Annotated in this window: 20 protein-coding genes; 12 read left to right on the top strand and 8 right to left on the bottom strand. The window is 63.1% G+C overall.

The features are described from left to right. Positions 1-28: 28 nt before the first annotated feature. Positions 29-745 (bottom strand): uroporphyrinogen-III synthase, encoded by a 717-nt coding sequence (locus AC1RZR_RS06510; protein WP_481828010.1) that lies wholly within the window; start codon positions 743-745, stop codon positions 29-31. Between the two features lies 1 nt (position 746). Beyond that, complete coding sequence (gene hemC / locus AC1RZR_RS06505; RefSeq protein ID WP_481828009.1) at positions 747-1,706, bottom strand: hydroxymethylbilane synthase; 960 nt, start codon at positions 1,704-1,706, stop codon at positions 747-749. Between the two features lie 101 nt (positions 1,707-1,807). Here hemC and tsaD point away from each other — a divergent pair, with 101 nt between their 5' ends. From tsaD to AC1RZR_RS06470, 7 genes are read left to right on the top strand one after another with little or no spacing between them, the layout of a single operon-like run. Then, positions 1,808-2,893, top strand: coding sequence for a tRNA (adenosine(37)-N6)-threonylcarbamoyltransferase complex transferase subunit TsaD (tsaD, locus tag AC1RZR_RS06500; protein ID WP_481829032.1), 1,086 nt, complete (start codon positions 1,808-1,810; stop codon positions 2,891-2,893). Continuing rightward, positions 2,890-3,906 carry an NAD(P)H-dependent glycerol-3-phosphate dehydrogenase gene (locus AC1RZR_RS06495; protein WP_481828008.1) on the top strand — a complete coding sequence of 339 codons (1,017 nt, stop codon included), beginning with the start codon at positions 2,890-2,892 and terminating at the stop codon, positions 3,904-3,906. Before tsaD ends, AC1RZR_RS06495 begins: the two co-directional genes overlap by 4 nt. A gap of 37 nt (positions 3,907-3,943) precedes the next feature. Next, positions 3,944-4,240, top strand: a complete 297-nt coding sequence (locus AC1RZR_RS06490; protein WP_379094626.1) for a YciI-like protein — start codon at positions 3,944-3,946, stop codon at positions 4,238-4,240. Between the two features lie 41 nt (positions 4,241-4,281). Next, a complete protein-coding gene (locus AC1RZR_RS06485; protein WP_256751992.1) occupies positions 4,282-4,707 on the top strand; it encodes an EVE domain-containing protein in 426 nt (141 codons plus the stop codon). A 53-nt stretch (positions 4,708-4,760) separates the two neighbouring features. After that, entirely contained in the window at positions 4,761-5,360 is a 600-nt protein-coding gene (locus AC1RZR_RS06480; protein ID WP_481829031.1) for a class I SAM-dependent methyltransferase, read from the top strand. Between the two features lie 51 nt (positions 5,361-5,411). Next, entirely contained in the window at positions 5,412-5,828 is a 417-nt protein-coding gene (locus tag AC1RZR_RS06475; protein WP_477268932.1) for a DUF1761 domain-containing protein, read from the top strand. Positions 5,829-5,840: 12 nt separating this feature from the next. Next, complete coding sequence (locus AC1RZR_RS06470) at positions 5,841-6,584, top strand: glycosyltransferase family 25 protein (RefSeq protein WP_481828007.1); 744 nt, start codon at positions 5,841-5,843, stop codon at positions 6,582-6,584. Positions 6,585-6,588: 4 nt separating this feature from the next. Here AC1RZR_RS06470 and gcvA read toward each other — a convergent pair whose 3' ends face one another. Next, complete coding sequence (gene gcvA, locus AC1RZR_RS06465) at positions 6,589-7,512, bottom strand: transcriptional regulator GcvA (protein ID WP_481828006.1); 924 nt, start codon at positions 7,510-7,512, stop codon at positions 6,589-6,591. 129 nt (positions 7,513-7,641) lie between these two features. Here gcvA and AC1RZR_RS06460 point away from each other — a divergent pair, with 129 nt between their 5' ends. After that, positions 7,642-7,902 (top strand): hypothetical protein, encoded by a 261-nt coding sequence (locus AC1RZR_RS06460; protein ID WP_481828005.1) that lies wholly within the window; start codon positions 7,642-7,644, stop codon positions 7,900-7,902. 51 nt (positions 7,903-7,953) lie between these two features. Here the strand turns inward: AC1RZR_RS06460 and AC1RZR_RS06455 are convergent, their stop codons facing one another. Continuing rightward, positions 7,954-8,490, bottom strand: a complete 537-nt coding sequence (locus AC1RZR_RS06455) for a L,D-transpeptidase family protein (RefSeq protein ID WP_481829030.1) — start codon at positions 8,488-8,490, stop codon at positions 7,954-7,956. Positions 8,491-8,634: 144 nt separating this feature from the next. Here AC1RZR_RS06455 and AC1RZR_RS06450 point away from each other — a divergent pair, with 144 nt between their 5' ends. The 3 genes from AC1RZR_RS06450 (at position 8,635) to AC1RZR_RS06440 (ending at position 11,199) form a co-directional block, all read left to right on the top strand. Then, on the top strand, positions 8,635-9,318 hold the full coding sequence (locus AC1RZR_RS06450; protein WP_477268928.1) for a response regulator transcription factor: 684 nt from the start codon (positions 8,635-8,637) through the stop codon (positions 9,316-9,318). A gap of 120 nt (positions 9,319-9,438) precedes the next feature. Beyond that, positions 9,439-9,894, top strand: coding sequence for a Crp/Fnr family transcriptional regulator (locus AC1RZR_RS06445; protein ID WP_477268927.1), 456 nt, complete (start codon positions 9,439-9,441; stop codon positions 9,892-9,894). Between the two features lie 129 nt (positions 9,895-10,023). After that, positions 10,024-11,199 (top strand): glycosyltransferase family 9 protein, encoded by a 1,176-nt coding sequence (locus AC1RZR_RS06440; RefSeq protein ID WP_481828004.1) that lies wholly within the window; start codon positions 10,024-10,026, stop codon positions 11,197-11,199. 100 nt (positions 11,200-11,299) lie between these two features. Here the strand turns inward: AC1RZR_RS06440 and AC1RZR_RS06435 are convergent, their stop codons facing one another. The 3 genes from AC1RZR_RS06435 to AC1RZR_RS06425 all read right to left on the bottom strand — a co-directional run bounded on the left by AC1RZR_RS06435 (position 11,300) and on the right by AC1RZR_RS06425 (position 15,780). Next, complete coding sequence (locus AC1RZR_RS06435; RefSeq protein WP_379094610.1) at positions 11,300-12,106, bottom strand: exodeoxyribonuclease III; 807 nt, start codon at positions 12,104-12,106, stop codon at positions 11,300-11,302. Between the two features lie 165 nt (positions 12,107-12,271). Next, positions 12,272-12,952 (bottom strand): outer membrane lipoprotein carrier protein LolA, encoded by a 681-nt coding sequence (locus AC1RZR_RS06430; RefSeq protein ID WP_481829029.1) that lies wholly within the window; start codon positions 12,950-12,952, stop codon positions 12,272-12,274. 152 nt (positions 12,953-13,104) lie between these two features. Next, on the bottom strand, positions 13,105-15,780 hold the full coding sequence (locus AC1RZR_RS06425) for a DNA translocase FtsK (protein WP_481828003.1): 2,676 nt from the start codon (positions 15,778-15,780) through the stop codon (positions 13,105-13,107). 198 nt (positions 15,781-15,978) lie between these two features. On the opposite strand from AC1RZR_RS06425, the gene AC1RZR_RS06420 reads away from it, so the two are divergent. Continuing rightward, on the top strand, positions 15,979-16,350 hold the full coding sequence (locus AC1RZR_RS06420) for a hypothetical protein (protein ID WP_481828002.1): 372 nt from the start codon (positions 15,979-15,981) through the stop codon (positions 16,348-16,350). Positions 16,351-16,558: 208 nt separating this feature from the next. Here the strand turns inward: AC1RZR_RS06420 and AC1RZR_RS06415 are convergent, their stop codons facing one another. After that, the gene (locus tag AC1RZR_RS06415) at positions 16,559-17,914 is read right to left on the bottom strand and encodes an ammonium transporter (RefSeq protein WP_379094602.1); all 1,356 of its coding nucleotides are present in this window, start codon (positions 17,912-17,914) and stop codon (positions 16,559-16,561) included. Positions 17,915-17,925: the final 11 nt, after the last annotated feature.

The raw sequence follows: 17,925 nt of genomic DNA, 5'->3' as shown, positions 1-17,925 counted from the left end.
GTGAAAAGGGGCGGTGTGATGACGCGGCTCAGAGCCGCGCCTGCAAAAGTGCCAACAGCGCTTCCTCATCCGCCTGTGCGGCAACGCGGATTCTTTCCTCGGCGGCATCGTCGAGGGCTGCCGCGATGCGTGCGGAAAGAGCGAAAAACCTTGCTTTTTCAAAGAGTTTTTGCAGAGCGGGCCGGCCGGACAGGGCCCGCATCGCGGCGGCGGCCTGGGCCGAATAGAGCAGCACCACATCCGCGGGCTGGCCGGACAGACGCTCGAGGATGGCTTCGTCCGAATAACCCACCGCTAGCGTGTCGTATGTCTCGACGGCATGGACCTGAACGCCTGCCGTCTTGAGTTCTTGTTCGAACACCGGAAACCGCACGCGTCCACAGAGATAGACGATGGCATTCCCGGAGAAATCACTGGCAAGACTGTCGGCAAGCGCTTCGGCATTGCCCGGACCGTCGCTGACGGACAAAAAACCGGCTTCGCGCGCGGCTTCCGCCGTCCTTTTGCCGACGGCATGGCAGGGCAGACCGGCAAGCGATGCGATGACCCATCTTGGAGCATGGCGCACGGCATTGGTGCTGGTAACGGCAACGGCGATGGCATCGCCTGGAAGCAGTTTAGCATCGACCGGCAAAGTCGCCGTTTCGGTCAATGGCAGAAGGATCGCCTGAAACCCTATGTCCTGAAGCCGCTGTGCAGTACGGGAAGCACCCGGTTCCGGTCTCGTCACCAGGACGCGAAGCATTTCAGAGCCAGCCGTCGAAGAACTTTTCACCGGCCTTGGCGCGCACCGTCAAGGCCGCTTCATGGCCGATACGGGCGGCATCCTGTGCCGATCCCTGCAGCTCGACCGTGTGCGACTGCGTGCCGTCAGGCGAAATGATCAGCCCGGCGAAAGACAGTATTCCGGCCACGATCGCCGCATAGCCGGCAATCGGCGTGCGGCAGGAGCCATCGAGTGCCGCAAGAAAGGCGCGTTCGCAGGCGAGCGCCTGGCCGGTCGGCACATCATGGATGGCAACCAGCATCTTTTCGACATCGCGATCGCCAATGCGGGTCTCGATGCCGATCGCGCCTTGTCCTGGTGCCGGCGGGAAGCTGTCGAGCGGCATCAGGTCGGTGACGACATGCTCAAGCCCGAGCCGCTTCAGCCCGGCATAGGCGAGGATGGTGCCGGCGGCGACACCTTCGTCCAGCTTGCGCAGGCGCGTCTGCACATTGCCGCGAAACATCACCAAGTCGAGATCCGGCCGCATCCGGCGGATCAGCGCCTGCCGCCGCAGCGACGACGAGCCCACCTTCGCTCCGCGCGGCAGTTCGGCAATGCCCATCTTCGCCCCGCGCGGCAGCGCGGCAAAGGTCTTCGCCATCTTGCCGACGAAGGCGTCGCGCGCATCCTCGCGCGGCAGGAAGGCGCTGAGTTCGAGACCGTCGGGCAGTTGCGTCGGCATATCCTTCGAAGAATGCACGGCGATGTCGATCCCGCCCGCCAGCAGCGCCTCCTCGATCTCCTTGGTGAACAGGCCCTTGCCGCCGGCTTCCGACAGCGGCCGGTCCTGGATGCGATCGCCGCTGGTCGAGATAACGACGATCTCGAACGCCTCCGCCGGCATGCCGTGCGCGGCCATCAGCCGCGCCTGGGTTTCATGCGCCTGGGCCAGCGCCAAGGGGCTGCCGCGTGTTCCGATTCTCAAGATTGTTTGCATGGCATGCAGTCCGTGATAACCCCCGGCCAGCGAGGTTTTTCCGGGCTTCCTCCTAAAGCGGAAAGCCCTGACATACAATCTATTGGGACAGCGACGAATTGATCCGCGTTCTGGGCATCGAGACGAGTTGTGACGAGACCGCCGCCAGCGTCGTGGCACTGGACGGCGATGGCGCGCCAAGAATCCTGTCAAACATAGTGCTCAGCCAGATCGAGGAACATGCCGCATTCGGCGGCGTCGTGCCGGAGATCGCTGCGCGCGCCCATGTCGAGGCGCTGGACGGCATCGTCGAGGCAGCCCTTGCCGATTCGGGTACAGAACTTGCCGATATCGATGCGATTGCCGCCACTGCCGGCCCCGGTCTGGTCGGCGGGCTGATCGTCGGGTTGATGACCGCCAAGGCGATCGCTGCGGCGGCGAACAAGCCGCTGATCGCCATCAACCACCTCGAAGGCCATGCCTTGACCGCCCGGCTGACCGACGGGCTCGAATTTCCCTATCTGCTGCTGCTGGTCTCCGGCGGCCACACACAGATCCTCGCCGTGCGCGGCGTCGGCGACTATCAGCGCTGGGCAACCACCATCGACGACGCGCTCGGCGAGGCCTTCGACAAGACGGCCAAGATGCTCGGCCTGCCCTATCCCGGTGGGCCGAATGTCGAAAAGGCGGCCCAAACCGGCGACGCGTCGCGCTTTGCCTTTCCGCGTCCGATGAAGGGCTCGGCCCAGCCCGATTTTTCCTTCTCCGGTTTGAAGACCGCCGTGCGCCAGGCGGCAACCGGCATTGCTCCGCTGAGCGACCAGGATGTCGCCGACATCTGCGCCTCGTTCCAGGCAGCGGTCGCCGATGCTCTGGCCGACCGTGTCGCGCGCGCGCTGGCGCGCTTTCGTGAAACATTTCCCGGCACCAAAAATCCAGCGCTGGTGGTGGCGGGCGGAGTCGCCGCCAACCGCACCATCAAGGCAACGCTGGAGCGGCAGTGCACGGAGGCCGGTTTCGCCTTTGTCGCACCGCCGCTCAAACTTTGCACCGACAATGCGGCGATGATCGCCTGGGCCGGGATCGAGCGGTTGCGTGAAGGCATGGCGCAGGAGAACGGCTTCGACTTCGTGCCGCGCTCGCGCTGGCCGCTGGACAGCATCTCGACGCCGATGGTCGGCTCCGGCCGGCGCGGAGCCAAGGCATGACTGATCGGGACATGAGCGGCCAGGAAAAAAGCGGCTGGCGCGTCAGCGTGCTGGGCGGCGGCGCCTGGGGCACGGCACTGGCACTGGCCATGCTGCGCGCCGGCCATTCGGTACGGCTGTTCGCGCGCGACCCGGACACCATCGCCGCGATCGGCCGGGGCCAGAACCCGCGCTATCTGCCCGGCATCGCCATCGCGCCCGGCATCGAGGCGACGAGCGACATTAAGGCAGCCCTCGCTGGGGCCGATTGCGTGCTGGCAGTGACGCCGGCGCAATCGCTGCGGGCAACCTTGACGGTCGCCAAAGTCCACATGCCTGCCGGCATCCCGCTTGTTCTCTGCGCCAAGGGCATCGAGCGCGACACCGGCGCCTTGCTGTCGGCGATTGTCGAGGAGATTCTGCCGCGAAATCCTGTCGCCGCTCTGTCGGGTCCGAGCTTCGCCACCGATGTCGCCCGCGGCCTGCCGACAGCGGTGGTGGTCGCCGCCCGCGACGAGGCCCTGGCCGCAGACCTCGCCGCCCGCTTTTCGGCGGAGAATCTGCGCTGCTATTCGAGTGACGACCTCATCGGCGTCGAGATCGGCGGCGCCTTGAAGAACGTCTTCGCCATTGCCGCCGGCGCGGTCACCGGCGCCGGGCTCGGCGCCAGCGCCCAGGCCGCCATGGTGACGCGCGGCTTTGTCGAACTGCGGCGCATCGCCGCCGCTTTCGGCGCCCGGCCGGAAACGCTGATGGGGCTTTCCGGCCTTGGTGACCTGCTGCTCACCTGCTCATCGACCCAGTCGCGCAATTTCGCCTATGGGCTGGCGCTCGGGCAAGGCAAGCCGCTTGCCGGATTGCCGCTGGCCGAGGGTGTACCGACGGCCGCCATCGCCGCCCGCATCGCCACCGAGCGCGACATCGATGCGCCGATCATCGCCGCCGTCGCAGCCATACTGGACGGCACCATCACCATCCGGCAGGCTGTGACGGCGTTGATGACCCGGCCGCTGAAGACCGAAACCAACGATTGATCCCCAAGACAGTGATCCCAAGACCAGGAGAACGACCATGCTGTTTGCGCTGATTTGCAAGGACAAACCCGGAAGCCTGCAGGTGCGCCTCGACACGCGGCCCGAGCATGTCGCCTTTCTCGAAGGGTTGAATGGCGACAAGAAACTGGCTTTCGCCGGTCCGTTCCTTGACGCTGAAGGCAAGCCCAATGGCAGCCTCGTGGTCGTCGAGGCGCCGGATTTGGCCGGTGCACAGGCCCTTTCGGCCGCCGACCCTTACGCCAAGGCTGGGCTGTTCGAAAGCGTCGAAATCCGCCAGTGGAACTGGACGTTCAACAAGCCGGCGGCTAGTTAAATCCTGGTCGCTGGCGAGCGAGCGCAAGGAGGAGCAAAAGAATGAACTACTGGCTTTTCAAATCCGAACCCTCGGTCTTCTCCTTCGAGGCGCTGAAGGCGAAGGGCAAGGCCGGCACGCAATGGGATGGCGTGCGCAACTATGCCGCGCGCAACAACATGAAGGCGATGCAGATCGGCGATCTCGGCTTCTTCTACCACTCCAATGAGGGGCTGAACGTGGTTGGCATTGCCGAAGTCTGCGCGCTTGCGCATCCCGACACCACATCGGACGATCCGCGCTGGGAATGCGTCGACATTCGCGCTTTCAAGGATGTGCCGAACCCGCCGACGCTGGAACAGGTCAAGGCCAATCCGAAGCTTGCCGAAATGGCGCTGGTGCGGCTCGGGCGGCTTTCCGTGCAGCCGGTAACGCCGGCCGAATGGAAGGAAGTCTGCCGCATGGGCGGCTTGACACCCGCTCCGTGACGGCGCTGACGCCGGACAGCGCGAAACAATTCATCCTCGACAACACGGCGCTGATGGCGCCGCCGCATGTGCCGGAGATTGCGCTTCATCTTGCCGACGAGGCGCACGATTTGTGGCAGCGGACCGAGGACGAGCTGGTCGAGATCGGCCTGCCGCCACCCTTCTGGGCCTTTGCCTGGGCCGGCGGCCAGGGCCTTGCCCGCTATGTCATCGACAATCCCGACGCGGTGCGGGGAAAGCGTGTGCTTGATTTCGCTTCCGGCTCAGGCCTTGTCGCCATCGCCGCCGCCAAGGCAGGTGCTGCCGAGGTGATCGCCACTGACATCGATCCGTTCTGCGTGACCGCGATCCGTCTCAATGCGCAAGCCAACGGCGTCGGGATCAAATTCCTCGGTACGGATTGCATCGGCACCGATGCGGGCTGGGACGTGATCCTAGCCGGCGATGTTTTCTACGACAAATCCTTCGCCGACCGGCTAATGCCATGGTTTGCAACGCTGAAGGCGCGCGGCGCGGATATCCTCGTCGGCGATCCCGGCCGGTCGTATATGCCGAAGGCAGGCTTGGAACCACTAGCGGTCTATGAAGTGGCGGTCACGAGGGCACTGGAGGATTCGCTGGTCAAGCGCACCACCGTCTGGCGGTTTGCTTGACGCCATCGCCGAACAGGCGTTCCATCAAATCCGCATCGGAGGGGGCTATTCATGGATTTTGAAGCAGTGAACTGGCTGGCGGTGATCGCCGCCGCCGTCGTGGCATGGTTGTTCGGCGCCGCCTGGTACATGGGCCTGAGCAAGCCGTGGCTGAAGGCCGCCAAGCTTGATCCGGCAACAATGAAAAAGTCGCCGCTGCCCTTCGTCATCAGCTTCATTGCCGAACTGGTCATGGCCTACACAATGGCCCTGGTCGTCGGCGCGATGACCGGCGGCGAGCCGACATGGCTGGCCGGACTTGTCTTCGGTTTCGTGCTTTGGCTGGGCTTCGTCGCCACGACGCTTTCGGTCAACCATCGCTATGAGAATTTCGGCTGGGACCTGACCCTCATCGACGGCGGCCACTGGCTCGGCGTGCTGCTGATCATCGGTGCGGTGATCGGCTGGTTCGGTGCGACAGCAAGCTGAGACGGTGCTTTGATGCTGGCAGACGATTCCGGATTTCCCCGCGAACTGGTGTTCACCCGGGTCTGCCATGTCAAACAGGGCTACGAGGACCGGCGCCGGCACATCGTCAGCGAGTTCGAGCGGCGCGGAGTGCCGGTTTACTTCTACACCGAATGGGACCAGGCAGACGTCACCCCGGAGATTCGCGATGAATTGATCGCCCCCGGCTTTGTCCACCCGGCGGGCGTCTCGCTGTCGCTGAAGCACGTCGGCATCTGGCGCGACTTCCTCGAGACCGACCTGCCCTATTGCCTGGTTTTCGAGGACGATGTGTTCCTGGCCCGCGACTTTAACGCCAAGTTCCGGCAAGGGCTGGCCGAATTCGGTGATCCCTTACGCAAGGCCGTCATTTCTCTTGGCAATGGCGGCAACTACTACACGCCGAGCTGGAAATTGCGCAAAGGCCGCAGGCTCTACCCGGCACGGCATGGCAGATGCACCGATTCCTATCTCATCACGCGCCCGGTCGCCGAAGCCCGTTGCGCCTGGGTCGCCCAGAACCGGATATCCAAAGTGATCGATCACCAGATCGAAGAGATGGACGACGAACTGGGAATTGAAATGCTGTGGTTCGAACGGCCGATTGCCGAACAAGGAACCCACAACGGAACGTTCCAGACGTCCATTGGCGGGAAAAACTATCCGCTTCTCTACAGGCGTCTGAAATGGAACTGGGAAAAATACACCCGGATGATCCTCGGCCACAAAGCCCGGTAAACGGTTAAGTGGTCTGCGTCCTGGCGACCTCCTCGAGAATCCATTCGCGAAAGGCGACGATGCGCGGGTCGTCGGCACTGCTCTCCGGATAGACCAGGAAATAGGCGAACTCGGCCCCCACCCGCAGGCCGAGTTCAAAAGGCTGCACCAGTCTGCCTTCGGAGAGGTCGTTTGCCACCATGGCGAAGTCGGCGAGCGCGACGGCATTGCCCTCGATCGCCGCCTGAACGGCGTCGGTGGAGTTTCTGAACACAATGGTCCGGCTGTCGTCGAAATCGTTGATGCCGGCCGCCGCCATCCACATCCGCCAGTTCGGCCATGTCACGCCCTGTCGCGCCCATTCGATATGGGCAAGCGTGTGACTGAAGAGATCGCGTGGCTCGCGCAGCGGCGGACCGGAGGTCAGCAGGCCCGGACTGCACACCGGAATGATGATGTTGTCGAACAGGCGATGGGCGCGAAGGCCCGGGTACTTCCCGAGGCCGAACCGGATGCCGACATCGACGTCGTCGAGGTCGAAATCCCGCACTTCGTAGGCGATGTCGAACCTGAGCTCGATATTGGGCTGACGCCGGCGAAAATCGTCGACGCGCCGCATCAGCCATTTTGACGCGAACTGCGCGTCGAGCGTAACCTTCAGCAGTGCCGTGCCGCGCGTCAGCTTGCGCGCCCGCGACACGGCCCGGCCAAGCAGGTCGAGCGCATCTATCGAGGCCTCGAACAGCACCGTGCCAGCCGCCGTCAGCCGAATGGTGCGGCTGGTGCGCGTGAACAGCACGATGCCCAACTGATCCTCGATTTCCTTGATCTGATGGCTGACCGCGGCCGGCGTCAGGCCGAGCTCGTCTGCGGCACGGGTGAAGTTGAGGTGCCGGGCGGCGGCTTCCAGCGTCCTCAGCGCTCTGGTTCCAGGCAGCAGGCGGGACATGCTATCCTCAAATAAAATTTGATAGTTCCGAAAGAACTACTCGTTTCTCATTTAAATTTCAATGCGGCATGATGCTTTCATCGAAACACCATCAAGCCGGATTTGATATCCGGAGAAACCGAGCACATCATGTCCGTCACCGTTTTGAACCCACCCGCGTCCACGCCGGTCTGGCTGCGCGCGGTGCTTGACTGGCTTCGTCATGCCAGGATCGCCATACGCCTCGCCCACCAAGATGTCGCCCACCAGGACGTCGAGGATCTCTCCGATCGCCAACTGCGCGACATCGGCGCCAAGCGCCGTGACGTCGCCCGCGCAATGGACAGGGAGCTTGGCCGGTTGGGCCTGCTCGACATCGGCTGGCAGCCGCCGCGCCGACCGAACCATTGATACGCTCGAAGGACTGTTGAGAATCAGGCATTACCTGAATATCAACAGTCCTTACCGCACCACCTTCATCACGGTCCTGTCCGACAACAACGGCAGCAGCCGTGCCATCGTTTGCGCCGTCACCGCCACGCACCCTTGCGTCGGCGTGAAACCGGGGCGCGCAAGATGGAAGAAGATGGCGCTGCCACGCCCACGCCGGCGTGGCGCCAGGTTCCAGTCGAGCACCAGGCAGGCGTCATAGAGCCGGTCGTCGCGCCGCATGCGTTCGTGGCTGGCGCCGTAGGGAATCGTGACCGGCCTGTTATAGTTGCGGTCGTCAGGCACTTCGCACCAGCCCAGATCAGGCCCGATCGGCGTCATCGCCAGACGGGTCCTGCGGCCGCTGGAGAACTGATCTCCCCGGAAATAGCCCGACAGGATTCGCATGTGGCCAAGCGGCGTGGCGCCGTCGCCTTCGCGCTTGTCGGCCGAGATGCCGCCCCGTCCCAAGGCACAGGCAAACACCGTTCTGCCGGCCTGCAGCAGGCCCTGGCTTGGGTTGCCGGGCCTTGCCCGCACGGTCAGCACGCGCAGCCCTTTTCGCAAAATTGCGCCGGCTGCATTGCGATCGCGTTTTTTCTTGTATGATCGTGCCACGGAACAAATCACTGTGATCGGCTGTTGTGTCGGTCAGCTTCCGCATAAACAGGCAGCGGTCAACTGAATTTTCTTTTCAAAACAACGGATTGATCCATGACTTCACGCACCATTCTAATCGTCGACGACGATGACGACCTGCGCGGCACACTGGTCGAGCAATTGTCCCTCTACGAGGAATTCGACGTGCTGCAGGAAGCGACTGCGGCAAAAGGCGTAGCCACGGCGCGCGGAGGCCTCATCGATCTGCTCATCATGGATGTCGGCTTGCCCGACATGGATGGCCGCGAAGCGGTAAAGATCCTGCGCAAGGGCGGCTACAAGGCGCCCATCATCATGCTGACCGGGCACGACACCGATTCCGATACCATCCTTGGTCTCGAAGCCGGCGCCAACGACTATGTGACGAAGCCGTTCCGCTTCGCCGTTCTGCTGGCGCGCATCCGTGCCCAACTGCGCCAGCATGAACAGAGCGAAGACGCCACCTTCTCGGTCGGGCCTTACACCTTCAAGCCGAGCCAGAAACTGCTGATCGACCCGCGCGGCGGCAAGGTACGGCTGACGGAGAAGGAGGCCTCGATCATCAAGTATCTCTATCGCGCCGACCAGAAGGTGGTGACGCGCGACGTGCTGCTCGAGGAGGTATGGGGCTACAATTCCGGCGTCACCACGCACACGCTGGAAACCCATGTCTACCGGCTGCGCCAGAAGATCGAGCGCGATCCTTCCAATGCGGAAATTCTTGTGACAGAAAGCGGCGGCTACAAGCTGGTTCCTTAAACATTTCATTATCCAATGAGCGATCGGGCGGGGCCGCTTTCGGGGTACGATCCAGTTGGAGGGGGTTTTGGATCGTACCGCAGAGGAGGGACTGGACTGACCGTTCGGGGACACAGCTAGATGGCGCTGGATGACGACATCCGCATCCTGTCCGCCGTGAGGCTCTTCGAGGGCTTCACGCAGGAACAGTTGCGCCTGCTCGCCTTCGGCGCCGAAAACACCGTGCTGCTTGCCAACCACAAGCTTTACCGCGAGGACGACGAGGCCGATTCCGCCTATATCGTGGTCAGCGGGCGCATTGTGCTCTATCGAGAGCAGAATGGCGAACGCATCCCGATAGGCACGGCCGGCCCCGGCACGATCCTGAGCGAACTGGCATTGATCGCCGACACCAACCGGCTGACCAGCGCCTCGGCCGAAATCGATTCGGAAGTGATACGGCTCAGCCGCAAGATGTTCCGCCGCATTCTGGAAGAATACCCGGAAATCGCTGTCAACCTGCACAAGCGCATCTCCGAGGAATTTCAGGCGATGATCCGCCGCATCGAGGAACTGGCGCCACGCTTCTCCGGCTGATGCATGTCGCCCAAAGTGCTTAGCGGTTTTGGGAGAACGACATGCTTGAAGACAAGACCTAAAGCGCGACGTGTTGGTCATCTCGCCCTGCCAACACCTGAGGGACGAGGTTCCGTTGACAGGCAAGGAGTGAAATCCTACAGAACCTCGACGGCGGGCGGCATAGCAGGCACCGCCACCACCAAGCTCCTTGGGGGGAGCGGCATGCTGCCAGCTCGCTACGAGACGATTATCCTGTATTCCCGGAACGACGCGTTCGGCGATGGATTGATCCGAGTCCCGGCTTTGCGGGCCGCCAGAACGGCATTTCCCGGCAGTTTCATCGTATACGGAACCACCGGGGCATCGACCCTCGAACATGTGCTCAATCGCCATGTTAACCACCTGGTCGATGCCATCAATGTACGCACACCGCTGGCGCATCTGGTGGCCAGCCACCGCAAGGGCAAGGAGCGGGTGGCTGTTGTCGATTTCCGCATCGTGGCGCCTTGGCTGATTCAGACCTGGGCCTCGCTGCTCGGACGCGGGATCGCCTATGAAGCGAACTTTCCAGCCTTCGCTCTGTCCTGGCCTCCCGGCCGAAAACCCGAAGCACGCCCCGAGCACAATGCATGGCGCTGCCATCGCCTTGTCGAGCGTCTTGCGGGGAGACGGTTGCCTTTCGATCATCGGCTGGAGCCCACCCCGGCCGCACGGGCGGCGGCCACGCGCCTGGCCGGCGGCAGGCATGGTCCATTGATCGTCATTGCGGCGCATGGCGATGGCGACAAACGAATGACAGCGGATCAAATTGTCGCGATATCCGACAGTATGATCACCGACGGGGCAAATCTTATCTATGTGAAAACGCCCGGTGATGGCCCCGACGTGGCTGAACTGGTTCAGCGCGTGCCGAAGTTGCAACTTGTCGATTCCGGCACGGTGGAGGATGTCGACGTCAGCGATATTCTGCTGGCGCTTGGAGAACTTGCCGATCTCTACATTGGCGCCGAAGGCGGTACGGCACATCTCATGGCCACGGTGATGACGCCGACGGTTATCGTCAGCGGCGGCGCCAACATGCGCCGTTGGCGGCCACTTTCAAACAACGTGGACGTGGTTGAGGCACGCCATGCAAGTCCAGCCGGCCTGGTCGCCAATGTTCCGGCGCCGAAAATCATCGAAGCGGCTGAACGCATGTTGTCGACGCGCCGCCGCGACCATCCCTATTTGCTGGATGGCGCTGACAAGGCAGGATGCCTGCCTGCGCAGCAGTCTTTGGACAACAACAAGCACACAGACGAAGACTTGAAACGCGCCGTTTGAACTGCCTGGTCGCGACGCAGATTTGACGGCGATCCCAGGAAGGCTTCAAAGTGTGTTGAGATTCAGGTCAGGCCGGCATCACCTGAATATCAACGCCAGCTTAATCGAGATCGAACCGCGCGATGACGGGCACATGATCCGACGGGCGCTCCCAGCCGCGGGCCAGGCGCAGGATCTCGTAGCCGGTAAAATCAGGCACAAGGTTTGGCGACGACCAGACATGGTCGAGCCTCCGGCCGCGGTCCGAGGCTTCCCAGTCCTGCGCGCGATAGCTCCACCAGGTATAGAGTTTCTGCTCGTGCGGCACGTTGAGCCGCATCAGATCGACCCAGTTGCCGGCCAGCCGCATCGCCTCGAAATTTTCCGTCTCGACCGGCGTATGGCTGACCACGTTAAGCAGCTGCTTGTGCGACCACACGTCGTGTTCGAGCGGGGCGATGTTGAGGTCGCCGACCAGGACAGAGCCGGACACCTCGTCATGCTCGGCACGGATGGCATTCATCTCGGCAACGAAATCGAGTTTGTGCTTGAACTTCCTGTTGATGACAGGGTCCGGTTCGTCGCCGCCCGCCGGAACGTAGAAATTGTGCAGCAGGATCGCCTTGCCGCCGGCCCGCACCGTCACCGACAGGTGCCGGCTGTCCTCGATCTCGCAGAAGCGGCGCTTCTCGACCACCTCGATCGGTCGCCGCGCCACCGTCGCGACACCGTGATAGCCCTTCTGGCCGTGGAAGGCGATGTGCTCGTAGCCGAGCTTGCGGAACGCTTTTTCGGGAAAAAGTTCGTCTGGAACCTTCGTTTCCTGCAGGCAGAGCACATCAGGCGCGTGCTCGACAAGCAGGCGCTCGACGATCGGCATGCGCAGGCGAACGGAGTTGATGTTCCAGGTGGCGATGGAAAAGGGCATTTGGCAATCCAGGGCAGCGTACGGCCAGCCAGAACCGATGGGCCCTGACGGGGAAGACGCCTTTTGACGGAGTCAGTCCGGGAAACTGCCAGCCGCAAGCCGCAAAGACAAGCCGGGCTGAGCCGGACAAGGCACAGCCCGCGACTTTCCACAGCCAATGAAAGGCTAGCGCGACTTCGTGTTAACTTCGCGATTCGCGGTGTAGTCGATGGCGAAGGTATCGGCGGCGAAACTGACGCCTTCCTTGACGTTGAAGATCATCACCGTCGTGTCCTTGCCCTGTGCGTCGGTGATCGTCCACTGGCGCAGCTCGTAGGATTTGGGATCGAACATCATCGTGATCTTCGAATTGCCGAACACCGATTTGTCGGCGAGCTGGATGGTGGTGAGGTCGTCCTCCTGCTTGACGCTTTTAACACGGTCGCCCGAGAGGTCGATCTTGTCGTCGAGCAGCAGCTTCAGCGGTGTCTTCGCCAACGGATAGAGATCCGATGTGTTCAGCTTCTTGTTCAGGACGACCACCGACTTGCCGTCCGAGATCACCCGGAAATTCGAGGAACCGTCATAATTGAAGCGGATCTTGCCCGGCCGTTCGAGGAAGAACTTGCCGCCGGTCTGCTCGCCCTTGGGGCCGAATTGCACAAATTCGCCGCTCATCGATTTGACCGAGGAAAAATGGTCGGCGATCTTCTGTGCGGCAGGTGGCACGGCGGCCTGCGCCGAAGCCAGCAACTGGAAGCCTGGTATCACGTTGAAGGCTGCCGCCCCTGTAAACGCCAGCCCTAGGCCCAGCAATTGGCGCCGCGTGGGGGCAAAATCGCTGAGCGTTGAAGGATCGTTTTTCATGTCGGTCACTCTCATCTGATTCCTGAGTTGCCCTAGTGCTTGGGCCCCCAGTTGGGCTGAAGTTTGGCGGGTCGGCCGCCCCTCATTCGCTTCAACGCCTTGAACGCCTCAAGGTTGCCAGACAGGAGATGTCGAAGGGTCGGGCCTTCTGGTCAGAACTTGTCGTCTTCGGTCGGCACCAGGATCTCGCGCTTGCCGGCGTGGTTGGCCGGGCCGACGATACCTTCCTTCTCCATCTTCTCGATGATCGAGGCGGCGCGGTTGTAGCCGATGCCGAGCCGTCGCTGGATATAGCTGGTGGAAGCCTTGCCGTCGCGCAACACCACGGAAACCGCCTGATCGTAAGGATCATCGGAATCCTCGAAATTGCTGTTGCCGCCACCACCGCCGGAACCGCCCTTGCCCGACGGCTCGTCGTCGTCCTCGCCGTCGTCCTCGGTGATGGCGTCCAGATATTCCGGCACGCCCTGCAGCTTCAGATGCGCGACGATCTTCTCGACCTCTTCATCGGCGACGAACGGGCCGTGCACGCGCTGGATACGGCCACCGCCGGCCATGTAGAGCATGTCGCCCATGCCGAGCAGCTGTTCGGCGCCCTGCTCGCCCAGAATGGTGCGGCTGTCGATCTTCGACGTCACCTGGAAGGAGATGCGGGTCGGGAAGTTGGCCTTGATGGTGCCGGTGATGACATCGACCGATGGGCGCTGCGTCGCCATGATGACATGGATGCCGGCCGCGCGTGCCATCTGCGCCAGGCGTTGCACGGCACCCTCGATGTCCTTGCCGGCGACCATCATCAGGTCGGCCATCTCATCGATGATGACGACGATGTAGGGCATCGGTTCGAGATCGAGGTTCTCGGTCTCGTAGATCGCCTCGCCGGTCTGGCGGTCGAAACCGGTCTGCACGGTGCGCGAGATCTTCTCGCCCTTCTTGTCGGCTTGCTGCACACGGGCGTTGAAACCGTCGATGTTGCGCACGCCGACCTTCGACATCTTGCGGTAGCGGTCCTCCATCTCACGCACGGTCCATTTCAGCGCCACCACCGCCTTCTTCGGATCGGTGACCACGGGCGTGAGCAGATGCGGGATGCCGTCATAGACCGAGAGTTCCAGCATCTTCGGATCGATCATGATCAGCCGGCAATCCTGCGGCGTCAGCCGGTAGAGCAGCGACAGGATCATGGTGTTGATGGCGACCGACTTGCCCGAGCCGGTGGTGCCGGCAACCAGCACGTGCGGCATCTTGGCGATGTCGACGATGACCGCCTCGCCATTGATGGTCTTGCCCAGCGCCAGCGCCAGCTTGGCCTTGGTCGTCTCGAAATCACGGCTCGCCAGGATCTCCCTGAGATAGACCGTTTCGCGCTTGGCGTTCGGCAGTTCGATGCCGATGGCGTTGCGGCCGGGCACCACGGCGACGCGGCAGGCGATGGCGCTCATCGAGCGGGCGATGTCGTCGGACAGGCCGATGACCCGTGACGATTTGATGCCGGGTGCCGGTTCGAGTTCGTAAAGCGTGACGACCGGACCGGGACGGACGGCGATGATCTCACCCTTGACGCCGAAATCCTCCAGTACGCCTTCGAGCAGGCGCGCATTCTGCTCCAGCGCGTCCTTGGACAGGCTGGCGTCGCGCACCACGTTCTTCGGTTCGGACAGGAAATGCAGCGACGGCATTTCGAACTTTTCCGACCCGATCAGCGATGTCTGCGCCTCACGCTGGACGCGTGCACCCGGAGCCGGACGCGGCGCCGGCGCCTCGGCGCGCGTGGCGGCATCGGAGCGGAACTGCTGGACCTTGGCCGTCGGGGCCGCGCGGCGTCGCATGACGGGCTCATCGTCGAGATCGGCATCTTCGCCTTCATTGTCGAAGCGATCGCCGAAGATATCGTCATCGTCCGGATCGACGGAAACGTTGCGGTCGTTGACCATGGCGGCGAAGAATTCAGGCTCGACGCGGGCACGGCCAGCCTGGCTCATGCGCGATTCGGCGAACTCAGCCGTTTCGACCCGTTCGGCGGCGCGCCGCCAGGCAGTGGAGCGCTGCTCCATCTCCGGCTCGTACTCGTCCCGCTCCTGCCTGCGGCGCACGGCGCGGCGGTGCATCCAGGCGCGCAGCGACAGCCACCAGTGGGTGATCGCGCCGAGTGCCAGGATGCCCTCGTCGCCTTCATCCTCGTCATTGTCGAACAAAAGATCGTCCTCGCGCGGATCGGCGGCAGGCTCGTCCTCCATCACGGCGAAGCCGTTCTTGCGTCCGATCAGCGCCGAACCGTGGGCGAAAAGCCACAGCGCCGGTGCGGCCAGCAAGATGGCGATGATGCTGGCGAACAGCCCAGTCGGATAGCCGCCTATGACAACGCCGGGGATTTTCAGCACCATGTCGCCGAACACGCCGCCGAGGCCGGTGGGCAGCGGCCAGGTCTTGGGCGGCACCACGCAGCCGGCCATGGCGGCGGCCAGCAGCGCGAAACCGAACCAGGACAGCCCGCGCCTGGGCAGCCTGTCGACGCCGCGCGCGGAAAACAGCAGGAAGCCCCAGATGACGGTCGGAACCAGTGCCGCGACGGCGGCCAGGCCGAAGAACTGCATGGCAAGGTCGGAGAACACAGCACCTGCATAGCCCATGGCATTGGTGACGGTGTTGTTCGTCGCGTGGGAGAAGCTCGGATCGGCGACGTTCCAGGTGGCCAGGCTGGCGACACCGAAGGCGGCCAGCACGAACAGTCCGGCACCGACCAGCCGCCCGACCTGACGCCGCGCGAACGCCTGGATGCCGTGCCCCGTATCGGCCAGCGCGAGCGGTGCTGAAGCCCCTGAACGCATGCTCTTCCCCGTCTGTCATTGCTTCGTGCGGGTGCGTGGCGCACTCCGGCAGATTCGGGTCTCAGACTATCGGCGGGAAGGTTAAGGGCGCATTAACTATAAGAGGTTGAGATGATCAAACCTCGTTACCGCCGGTTGAGCCGCTTGCTGCCCGACGAAAGCGACCCGAGCCGCAGGGCCACCAATTTGGGTAGGGGCATGCAATCTGTCATCCTTCGCGTGGCGGTTCTGGCCTGGGCAGGGCTCAGTCTCCTGCTCGCCCTTCACTGGTTTGTCGACCTCGGCATGGTGGGCTTCCCGGATGGCTATGTGACGCCCTTTGCCAGGGCGACCGGCCCGCTCCTGCACATCCTCGCCACGGCCTGCCTGATGCAAGGCCTGTATTTTCTGTACAGGGGTGTTTTCGGTAAGGGGTTTGCGGTGCCGGGTCTCGGCCTGCAGATTCTGATCGCGGCGGTCCTGACGGTGGCGCCTGTGCTGATTGTCAGGAATTGCCCTCATTCGCTGACATGCAGCAGGGCCTATGAGGCGCTGACAAACACCATGATGGACGACGGCGCCGGCGGATAGAAACGTCTTTCCCAGCGCGGCTTCGCGACCAAAAAAAAGAGGCCCGGACGTGATCCGGGCCTCAATGCGTGAACTCCTTTCGGGAGCGTCACGACGGGATCTTTTCAAAGCAATTCCAGGAAAACGTGCAGCGGCTTTCCGTTGGAAACTGCGAAACAAGGGGGCCGGCGGGAGGAGGGTTCCGCCGGCCCCGTTGGCTAAGCTGGCCCTACGGCACCACTTCGCCATGCTGGGAGATGTCGAGGCCTTCGACCTCTTCCTGGGTCGTCGGACGCAGGCCGACCAGCGCCTTGACGATGTAGAGGATCACGAAGGTGGCGATGGCCGTCCACACGATGGTGACGGCGACGCCATAGATCTGCTTGCCGAGCGAAGCACCCGACGACAGGCTGTTGATCGCCGGATCGGCCAGCACGCCGGTGAGCAGGGCGCCGATGATGCCGCCGACGCCGTGCACGCCAAAGGCGTCGAGCGAGTCGTCATAGCCGAACATGTGCTTGACCTTGACCGCCGAGAGGTAGCAGACGACGCCGGCAACGATGCCGACGATGAAGGCGCCGGTCGGGTTGACGAAACCCGAGGCCGGCGTCACCGCAACCAGGCCGGCGACGGCGCCCGAGATGATGCCGAGCACGGAGGGCTTCTTGGCGACGATCCATTCGGCGAACATCCAGGCCAGCGCCGCAGCCGCGGTGGCAACCTGGGTGTTGAGCATGGCGGCGCCAGCAAGGCCGTCGGCCGCGAGTTCCGAACCGGCGTTGAAGCCGAACCAGCCGACCCACAGCAGCGAAGCGCCGATCACCGAGTAAACGAGGTTGTGCGGCGCCATGTTGGTGGTGCCGTAGCCCTCACGCTTGCCGAGAACCAGCGCGCAGACGAGGCCGGCGACACCGGCGTTGATATGGACGACCGTACCGCCGGCGAAGTCGAGCACGCCGGCCGTGCCGAGGAATCCGCCACCCCAGACCCAATGCGCGATCGGCACGTAGACGACGAGCAGCCACAGCGCCATGAAGATCAGCAGCGCCGAGAATTTGAAACGTTCGGCGAAGGCGCCGGCAATCAGCGCCGGGGTGATGATGGCGAAGGTCATCTGGAACATCGAGAAGACGAATTCAGGAATGTTCGCGACGCCCGGCAGCCACAGCGAGGAGGTGGTGATGCCGTGATGGAAGAATTTCGAGGTGCCGCCGAGATAGGCATTCATGCCGCCGCCGTCGGAAAACGCCAGCGAATAGCCGAACATGAACCACAACACCGTTACCAGGCAGGTGATGGCAAAGCTCTGCATGATGGTGGCGAGCACGTTCTTCTTGCGCACCATGCCGCCGTAGAACAGCGCCAGACCCGGGATGGTCATCATCAGCACGAGGGCCGTCGAGGTCAGCATCCAGGCGGTGTTGCCGGTGTCGAGCACCGGGGTGGGGGCAGCAGCCGGTGCAGCCGCCGCCGCGGCCGGAGCCGCTTCCTGCGCGAAGGCGGCGACCGTGCCCAATGCTGCGAGAGCGAGCGAACCCAAAAGGGCGGCGCGTCCCGTCTTCTTCAAGGTGGAAGGAATATTCATTGAACTCTCCA

It is taken from the genome of Mesorhizobium bavaricum, from assembly GCF_056781655.1.
The sequence above is the reverse complement of the archived record's forward strand: the minus strand, read 5'-3'. Positions and strand labels throughout refer to the sequence as shown.